Below are 8,657 nucleotides of genomic sequence, written 5' to 3' on the forward strand. Positions count from 1 at the left end.
TTTCAATTAACCCTTGACGCCGCCCGCGGTTAACCCATTTTGAATATATTTTTGTAACAGCATAAAGATTAACATAATTGGAAGTGATGCTAATACTGCCGCTGCTGCAAACAATGTCCAATGTGCTGCAAATTGATTTGTAATAAAGGATTGCAATCCAATTGCAAGAGTAAAATTCTTTGGTGACTGTAAAAACACAGAACTGATCACATATTCACTATAGGTACCAATGAATGAGAACAAAAAGATAACCACCAGTTCCGGTGTTGTAAGCGGAAGAACAATTTTCAAAAATGTAGTAAAATGATCCGCGCCATCAACAAAAGCTGCCTCATCCAACTCTTTTGAAATTCCATCCATATAAGATTTTAAAAGCCATATATTAAATGCACTGCCCGCTGCAAGCACAAAAATAATCGCTAAAAAGTTATCCGCCAAACCAAATTTGTAAATCAATATGTAATATCCTGCTAATGCCATACTGTTCGGAAATACCTGCAACACCAACAAGGCCATAAGACCTTTTGATTTTCCCGGAAAACGCATTCTGGAAAAAGCGTATGCTGCCAAACTTGTTAAAATCAACTGGATTATCGCTACAATAAGGCAAAGTTTCAGGGAATTAAGCACCCACAACATGAAATCTGTTTCTTTAAACAAACTTACATAGTTTCCTACTCCTAACTGCTCAGGGATCAGAGATGTCATGAAGAAACTGTCTCCTTTCGAAAAAGAAGCCATGATAATCCACAATGCCGGAAACATTACTACCATAATTACCACCCAGATAACAATCCTGCTGAGCCATAATGTAGTACGTTCCCCATTTTTCAATGATTCTTTTTCCAACTTTTTCACTTAATCCACCTCCTTAAATGCACCTGACATATTTAGATTAATTAAGGTCAGTGTTCCAACAATCAAGAAGGAAATCACGCTTAATGTTGCAGACAGTTCATAACGATTTGACCATGTAGTCATCTTATAAATTGTACTTGCCAGAATATCCGTACTGCCCGCAAATTGGGAACCTGGTCTTGCCGGTCCACCCTGAGTAATCATATATATATTTCCAAAATTATTAAAATTGGAAGCAAATGTGGATACAATCAGAGGAATGGACAATCGGGTAATCACAGGAAATGTAATCTCCCTGAAGCACTGCCACTTTGTCGCTCCATCAATCCTTGCCGCTTCATAAAATGTAGGTTCTATAGACTGCAGTCCTCCCAAGCATACATTCAGCATATACGGAAACCCAAGCCATAGATTGACTATAATAATCCCAAACCGTGCCCAGAATACATTGGTCATCCAAGGAATACCAGAGATTCCAACCATATGAAGCAGATTATTAATTCCACCGTACTGTTCATTCAAAAGACCCTGCCAAGCCAAAATTGCTATCGTAGCAGGAAGAGCCCATGGTACGATTAAAAGTGACTTGTATATCTTGGCTTCGCGCATATGTGGATTATTCAAAAGTACTGCCAACCCCATACCAATCAGATAAGAGCCTACGGTACTTAGCGCCGCAAAAACCAATGTCCAACCAAGCACAGGGAAAAATACCTCGCTAATACTTCCCCGAATAACGTCCAGATAATTTGTGATTCCTACTACACTAAAATCATCCAGATGATACATATTATAATTTGTAAATGATATAAAAATTGTATATACAATCGGCAGCACTGTAAAAATCGATATTGAAATCAAAGCCGGAGCGATAAATGCATATGCAATATTTGTTTTTTTCTTATTTTTGTGCATATTGATTCATCTCCTTACTTACCTGAATTCATCATATCAATCCCTTCTGCCACCTGAGTTTCAATATATTCTGCCGCCTGTTCCGGTGTAACCTGTCCGTTAAACATCAATTTCATATTATCCGCAAATGGTGTCCATACCTGCCCCATCTCCGATGCAGTAGGTAAAGGCTCCCCATAAGAAATCTGCGTGATAAAGCTTTCTGTAGCCTCATCCTTTTCAATCGCTTCCTGTGCTGCAAGCTGAGCAGGTATCCTGCCTCCCGCCGCATAAAGGTCCTGTGCAGAATTTTCCATCAGATATTGATAGAATTCCCAGACAATATCCTGACTGTCAGATTTTGAGCTTACAAAACCAACCTGAGTTCCAACCGGTGTAACAAAATTTTTTCCATTCAACTGAGGCATAGGGGCAACAGCAAACGGCGTACCCGCACTGTTCAAACCATCAATATCCCATGGACCGCCAATATAAAATGCTGTTACGCCATTCTGAAAATTACTCTTCGCAGTATCACTGGTAATATCAGAGGTAATAAACTGGTAATCTGATGCCAATTGATTGATAAATGTATAAGCCTTTATAGCCTCTTCTTTTCCCAGACCAATGTCTTCCACATCATAATTACCATCTTCATATTTAAAGATATAGCTGTCATACGCCCGCAAAAAGCCTAAATCATAGTAAATACTGGAAGCTTCAAACTGAATTCCTCCCTGTTCTTTCGCCACTTCCAGCAATTCTTCCCAAGTTGCCGGTAATTCTTTAATCTTATCTGTGTTATAAAACAAAGCATTCGTTTCAACTGCCACTGGTACCCCATAACGTTTACCCTCTGCATAGCATGCCTGTACTGCAGCCGCAACATAATCCTCATCCTTATAAACCTCTTCCGGCACTTCCTGCACAAGTCCCGCATCAATATAATTGGCAAGCTGGTCATTTGCAATTCCATAGATTCCATCCGGACCGTCCGCACTCTTTACAGCCTGGGCAAACTGCTGGATATCGGCGGTTTCATGAATCACTTCAACCTTATTACCTGTTTCCGCTTCCCATTTTTCCGCATATTCCTTTAAAGTTTCCGCTTCATTTTCCAGATTCGTCCAGATAACAACTGAACCTGAATCAGTTTCAGCAGAGGATTCCTCCTTATTTCCCCCACAGCCTGACAAAGCACCTATCATCATTGATAGTCCCATCAGTAAGCACACAACACCTTTTTTCTTCATTCTTTTCCTCTCTTTCCGGCTTTATAGAGCCATATATTATTTAATTTGCAAATTAAATCTCCTTAAGCATTGCCAGCCCCGGAAGTACATTTCCTTTATAATCAAATAAAGCCTGATTTGCCCATGTATTTCCAACCGGCGCCCTGTCACCTGTATATTCCTGACCTTCTAAAGTCGCCCATGTAGTACCATTCCCGGGAATCCATGCAGGCTCCCAATAGAAAAATCCTTTTCCCCTGTTCTCCGGAACCTTCCTGATACATGTAATTAAATCCTTCAGGAACTCCGCCTGTCCTTCTGGAGTTGCCGGATATCCCCCCTGATTTTCGCACTCCCGAGTAAAAACCAGACTGCAGTCCTCTTCCCCTTCAAGAGTAAATCCATATGCAGTTTCTACAACCAAAATATCTTTCTGATAACGCTGACTGATATCACAGATATTACTTTCTAACTTTTCCAAAGAAGCATGCCAGTAAGGATAGTATGACAAGCCGATCACATCATAATCCACATTGTATAATTCTGCCGCATCAAACCATTCACGATACAATCCATTATCTCCCCCAAAATCCAAGTGCAGAACAATTTTCATTCCACTGTCAACATCTCTTACTGCCTGTATTCCCTTATTTAACAATGAAAACATTTTTTCATATTTTCTTTCCGGCTGTTTTTCCTCCAGATACAGATACGTGTCAAGCTGACCTTCCGGCCATACAAAACCATTCGTAATCTCATTTCCAACCTGTACCATATCTGGTGCCAGACCTTTTTCTTTTAGTTCTCTGAGTACCGTTTCCGTATACTGGTAAATAGCAGAACCCAGCTTTTCTCCTGACAAGTCCCTCCACATTTTAGGTTTTATTTGTTTCTTCGGATCGGTCCAAAAATCACTATAATGAAAATCAAGTAAAAAATACATTCCTTTGTCCCGGATTCTCTGTGCAATATTTAAAACAGCCTGAATATCATTTGTTCCACCACCATAGGGACAATGATTTACATCATATGGGTCGTTCCAGATTCGAAGCCGAATGGCATTTACCCCATTTTTTTGCAAAACACTTAAAAGCTCTTCCGGGTTTCCATTATCGTAATATGTGACGCCCGCATCCTCCAATTCCGGCAGCATTGATATGTCCATTCCCTTTATAAATTCCATATTCTCTCCTTGTTAATTTATTTACTATTATTTTGATTATTTATTTCCCTATATATAGGTAAATTATTTATCCATATAATAGCAACATTTTACTTATCTGTCAATCAATTATAAAAAAGAAAAAAGCTTTTTTCTTTTTTGGGCATTTTTCACAAAAATGGGGGGCTTTTTTCTACAAATAAATTTACTTTCCTAAACAAAAAACCATTTCATCTGATAACACTAGTTACAAATGAAATGGTTTTATCCTATTTCAAATCCCTTCAGCGTTTAATTAACACAGCTACGGCGGAACACTGGTTTCCCATTAATATATACAGTTTTCGTGATTTCTCTTTTTTTAATTACACGTTCATACAAGAGATCAAGCGTACTTTCACACATAGCAGGAATATCAATATGAAAAGTTGTCAATGGGGGGGACACATATTGAGCAACATTAATATCATTGATACTAAATATTTCCGTTCGCTTGGGTATCAAAATTCCTCTTTCATTAAATGCCTGCAACAATCCTACCGCCAGTGTATCGCTTGCCACACAAATAGCAGTTGGAAGATCATTCTTTAGTTCCTCAATCATTTTAATTCCAATACGGTATCCTTCCTCTACACTAAGGGCCTCTGAAATATAGATCTTCTTCTTATCAAAAAGACCATAATATTTCACACTCTCTGTAAAAGACCATTCACGTACATCCATTACCCTCTCGAACGAATTAATATCATAATCGGACGAACCTACGAATCCAATATTCTTATGCCCTTTCTTATAAAAGAAATCCACAATCTGAGTTACAATAGAATCCAGATTAGGGCGTACCGAATCAAAAAAACTCTCATCTGGTGATGTGTCAACAAACACTCCCTGGTTCGTAATCTCTTTCAAAACATTGATTTCTCTTTGCGAAAACCATCCAATTCCAATAAAAGCCTTGGAATTCTTTGGAACTGCCCCAATCCCCTGTTTCTTTGTAATGATTGCAATCTGCACATTTCTCATTTCCGCCTGTTTTTTCATTTCTTTACAAATAGAACTATAATAAATATCTTCTAATTCTTCCTGATTAGAAGTCCAAAATAGTAAGGATACATTTTCTATTTTGGGGTATATGACCTTTTTCTTATAATTCAGGCGCTCTGCGGTTTCAAAAATTGCATCTCTAGTGTCATCTGTAACAGAAATTGTCTCATCATAATTCAAAACCCGGGACACTGTAGCGGTTGAAACACCAACCTGTTGTGCAATGTCTTTAATTGTCGCCATAAGTAACCTCCGTTTATTTTTTTCAATAAATAATTTACTAATTTTTTTACAAAATGTCAATACATACTTTTCTATTCATAAAAAGGACCAATTAATAGACTTACTTTTTTAGAACAACTGACGGATCTATTATTTAAATTATCACACTGTTTACTCTCTATTATATCTATATCCAAACTTGCCATTTTTCAATTCACAAATAAATTATCAAACCAAAAACCGAAACCCCTTTTAGAGTTCCGGTTTTATCGTTTACTTTCTAGTATCATTAAAAATACAACTTTTTATCAGAAAACTCATTTCTTCTCACGGAATCATAAATCCAAACTGTTTGGATTCAACAGAAAATCCATAATCCCCATTACCACAATACCTTCTTCATTTCGCCAGAGTTTGATTCTGTCCTTCACTACAATGATCTTCTTAAAAGAATCTCCAATACGTACCAGAGAATTTTTCTCCTGCTCCATTTTGTCACTGTCAGGAATGGAAAAAGCAGACTGGATATAGTATCTCTGATTACCGCGGTTGCATACGAAGTCCACCTCAAGTCTTTTTCTAATGACTTTCCCATTGTCATCCCTTTCGGAATGCTCTACAACACCCACATCTACATTGAACCCCCGAATCAACAACTCATTATAAATGATGTTCTCCATAATATGTTTTTCTTCTTGCTGCCGAAAGTTGAGTTGGGCATTACGAAGTCCTACGTCTGTAAAGTAATACTTAAATGGAGACGCAATATATTTTTTCCCTCTGATGTCATAGCGTTCCGCTTTACTAATAAAAAATGCGTCCATAAGATACACAATATACGCACCAATAGTCTTATCACTAACATTGATTCCATTACTGCGGAAAGTATTTGCCAGCTTTGTCGGATTAGTCAAAGAACCTACTGCTGATGCAAGGATATTGACCAACGTAGCCATTACATTATCGCCTCTTAAGTTGTATCGGTCTTCAATATCCTTCAGATACAGTTCTTTACACAAGTCAATCAGGTACTTGGATTTCAATTCATCTGTTTTCCTGCTCAGAATCAGAGGAAGTCCTCCATATGTGTAGTAATCAATCCATGCACCATACTTGTCTCCGGAATAAGCCGATATATACTCCGAAAAAGACAGCGGATAAACCCTTACTTCGTCTCCGCGCCCCCGGAACTCTGTCAATACATCCGAAGAGAAAAATTTTGAATTGCTTCCTGTTACATAGATATCCAAATTCTCCTTCCTGTTCAAACCATTGAGCACGGCCTCAAATCCCTTACAAAGTTGAACTTCATCCAAAAACACATACCACGTACCATCTCCTGTCACACATTACTTAATATACATGCTTAGTTTTTTGCTATCACGCAGTTCTTCATAATCATCATCATCCAAAGGAACGGTAATAATTCTGGAACCATCCACTCCGGAATCCAACAAGTATTGATAATACAACTTGAACAGCAAGTAGGATTTTCCACATCTTCTGATGCCGGTAACAACCTTAATCAGCCCATTTTCCCTTCCGAGCCAGTCAACCAAACCAATGATGTCGCTATTTCTTTTATCATTCCGTTATATGTCATAATTCTGGAAATCGATAACAATACTATTAATGTAACGATTGTTTTCACATCCGTAATATCGTTTTATGCAGAATGCTCAAACATTGCCGCACTGACAAACCTTGTAACCTTCCTCCCAAGAACGCGGAAAGAAATATCCATGGAGTAGATGTAGTAAGTAAACTTACCACATATTCAGATGATTGCTCGCCAACTAAAATAGGAATTGTTAATTTTACATGTGATAACACTTCATTTATAGGTAAAAAAAGCTTTGATGTCACTGTCAAAAAAATACATGTCTTGCACACAATATATCAAATGAAAAGCTCTTATGTTCGTTGAATGAAATCAAACATACACTATTACCAATACAAAAAAACGAATATAAAGCCCTCAAAAACATACTAAAGCCTCGGGCACAAAACATTTTTCCAATCCGAAAGCAAATTATCAAAAAAACAAAAACCGGAACCTCATCTGAAGCTCCGGCTTTATTATATATATCTAAACTCATTTATCAACGATTTTATTTTCTTTCGAACATTTCATCACCAAAAAACTCGCTAACAGTCATTTCCAGTCCCTGACACAGTTTGCACAAAGTAACTACACCGATATTTTCTTCATTTCCATAAAGAATATTCTTAAGTGCCGGTGGAGCAATATGTGAACGCTTTGCTGCCTCATTGACTGTGATTCCTTTCTTTTTGATGATATTGTTCAGACGAATAATAACTAGCTCCTGCAAACTCATGGTACATACTCCTTTTTTATTTTTTATCCTACCATACTGCCGAATAAAAAAACGCCTGTATATGGTACTTTTCAATTGAAAGAGAGAAAGCCGTGTCATGCTTATCTGAAAATATAAATATTCATTTTTCTGCGCCATTAAGTGGCACAACCTCAACCCCTTTAAAAGTGACAGACTTTGACAGATTGGATCTATGATGATGATTTCTGGCTTCAACATTTTCACACCTCTAAGTTAGCAACCACCAGTTCAACTGGTGGTTTATTATTAGCCCTCCAAAGGGCTATTGTTACTGCTCGCCCCAAAGGGCGGTATCGCAAGCACTTTTGCTGGCCCGCTATAAAGCGGTACTACTCGAATCTTCTCGTCTCGATTCTTCTGCTTGCTCTTTTATATACTTTTGAACTGCTTCATCTGTTATATTGCCAATCGTTTCAACATAATATCCTCTAGCCCAAAACGCTTTATCCCATTTACTTTGCAGCTCAGGATGCCTGTCATAAATCATTAATGTGCTTTTTCCTTTCAGATACCCCATAAAATCTGATACTCTGAGTTTTGGTGGAATTGCTACGCTTAAATGTACATGATCTATACATACCGCTCCTGCAATTATCTCTACATTTTTATACTGGCATAAAGTTGCTATTATCTCTCGGACATCTCTGCGTATTCTCCCATACAATACCTTCTTTCGGTATTTAGGAATAAACACAATGTGATACTGGCATTTCCAACGAGTATGTGATAAACTTTTATTGTCCATTTGGACCGCCTCCTTTGATTTTGAGTTTGGCTTGCGACACCATTCTCATTCTATCACAGGAGGCTTTATTTTGTTATCCTCACCACTTCCGACTACTCTATTCTCCCCAGCATAGCTGGGGGATTAGACTTTTCATTTAA

General features: G+C 37.9%; 7 protein-coding genes and 1 pseudogene. All 8 read right to left on the reverse strand.

All coding sequences use genetic code 11. The features are described from left to right. Positions 1 to 6 precede the first annotated feature (6 nt). The 8 genes and pseudogenes from DWX32_RS03620 to tnpA all read right to left on the reverse strand — a co-directional run bounded on the left by DWX32_RS03620 (position 7) and on the right by tnpA (position 8,517). On the reverse strand, positions 7 to 858 hold the full coding sequence (locus tag DWX32_RS03620) for a sugar ABC transporter permease (RefSeq protein ID WP_242857171.1): 852 nt from the start codon (positions 856 to 858) through the stop codon (positions 7 to 9). Beyond that, positions 859 to 1,773: a carbohydrate ABC transporter permease gene (locus tag DWX32_RS03625; RefSeq protein WP_055265128.1), complete on the reverse strand. Its 915-nt coding sequence runs from the start codon at positions 1,771 to 1,773 to the stop codon at positions 859 to 861. 14 nt (positions 1,774 to 1,787) lie between these two features. Next, positions 1,788 to 3,005, reverse strand: a complete 1,218-nt coding sequence (locus DWX32_RS03630; protein ID WP_118659283.1) for a sugar ABC transporter substrate-binding protein — start codon at positions 3,003 to 3,005, stop codon at positions 1,788 to 1,790. 52 nt (positions 3,006 to 3,057) lie between these two features. Further along, entirely contained in the window at positions 3,058 to 4,167 is a 1,110-nt protein-coding gene (locus tag DWX32_RS03635) for a glycoside hydrolase family 53 protein (RefSeq protein WP_055265135.1), read from the reverse strand. Between the two features lie 270 nt (positions 4,168 to 4,437). Next, on the reverse strand, positions 4,438 to 5,433 hold the full coding sequence (locus DWX32_RS03640; protein ID WP_055265137.1) for a LacI family DNA-binding transcriptional regulator: 996 nt from the start codon (positions 5,431 to 5,433) through the stop codon (positions 4,438 to 4,440). 314 nt (positions 5,434 to 5,747) lie between these two features. Further along, positions 5,748 to 6,980: pseudogene (locus DWX32_RS20705) on the reverse strand (ATP-binding protein). Between the two features lie 543 nt (positions 6,981 to 7,523). Continuing rightward, positions 7,524 to 7,751, reverse strand: a complete 228-nt coding sequence (locus DWX32_RS03655; RefSeq protein WP_055265251.1) for a helix-turn-helix domain-containing protein — start codon at positions 7,749 to 7,751, stop codon at positions 7,524 to 7,526. 337 nt (positions 7,752 to 8,088) lie between these two features. After that, on the reverse strand, positions 8,089 to 8,517 hold the full coding sequence (tnpA, locus tag DWX32_RS03660) for an IS200/IS605 family transposase (RefSeq protein WP_055226077.1): 429 nt from the start codon (positions 8,515 to 8,517) through the stop codon (positions 8,089 to 8,091). Positions 8,518 to 8,657 lie beyond the last annotated feature (140 nt).

The organism is Blautia sp. AF19-13LB (assembly GCF_003479105.1).
Classification (GTDB): domain Bacteria; phylum Bacillota; class Clostridia; order Lachnospirales; family Lachnospiraceae; genus Fusicatenibacter; species Fusicatenibacter saccharivorans.